General features: G+C 47.7%; 1 protein-coding gene and 1 pseudogene. Both read left to right on the top strand.

Annotated elements, in window-relative coordinates:
- A partial coding sequence (locus AN477_RS24965) for a hypothetical protein (RefSeq protein WP_169787848.1) occupies positions 1 to 457 on the top strand: 457 nt, incomplete at its 5' end.
- A 53-nt stretch (positions 458 to 510) separates the two neighbouring features.
- A pseudogene (locus tag AN477_RS05745) lies at positions 511 to 928 on the top strand (hypothetical protein); the annotation flags it as partial.

The following is a 928-nucleotide window of genomic DNA, read 5'->3' as shown; positions in this document are numbered from 1 at the left end:
TCTAACGGTTGTAATGACTGGATGGACACCCGGAGTTGAATATCCATTTGTCTTTCGTGAGCGGACGTATCTCATACAGACGCCTGTTATCGTTTATCGAGTGCGTTGGAGCAACAGCAAAAAGGCGATCACAGAACTGTCTTTAGCTGTATCGACCGATACAAATGTAACCGCGACATCGACACTGTTTCGGTGGCCGTTTTCAAATGTGTATCGCGATCAGCGGGTATGCTGGACAGCCGAAGTCTCTTGTGAGTTAAGAGAGGTCGTTGAGCGAGGGGTGTTTGGCTTTTTACAAACGCCCAACAACACGCATCTGTACGGCTTAGGTGTTTCGCACAATGCACCCTATCGAGACTACGACGAGTTTCTTGGTGCTGTGCAAGCAAATCAGGGTGTGAATGCCGACTGGTTGATTCCCGCAGGAAAAACCGTGAGTGAGTTCCATCAGGCTTAGTCGGAATGACTGCATGAAACCAACATATCAGCGAAAAAGGGGACACGTTTCTCATGACCATGAACGCACAAACCACAATTTTTGATGCTTTGCCGGAAGAAGAGCGTAATCAATTGATTCCGGTGGATATGACAAAAACAGCGATATCGGTAAAGCCCGCCCAGAAAGCAAAGTCTGGCTCATCGGTGAAGTCTGCTGAAGAGCCCGAGCCAGACGAATACGAGATTGACCGTGTGGTTTATTATGCCGGTCATCGTAAAGAGGTTCCAAGTCGAACGATGAAACTGGAAGAGGTTCGTGCTTGGTTGGAGAGAGAGCATTTTCCCGAACTAACCAAAGAACGCACGGACATGGTATACGACAAGACAACAGGTCACATTGTCCCTGTTTTGAAGGGACACAAAAAGGGTGCTGTGATGACGGTTTACACAGAACATCCTGCGGATCCGATACCTAATTACTATTTCTTGG

This window comes from Paenalicyclobacillus ferrooxydans, from assembly GCF_001399675.1.
Lineage (GTDB): Bacteria > Bacillota > Bacilli > Alicyclobacillales > Alicyclobacillaceae > Alicyclobacillus_B > Alicyclobacillus_B ferrooxydans.
Note: the sequence above shows the minus strand (reverse complement) of the source record. Positions and strands in the feature narration are given on the sequence as shown.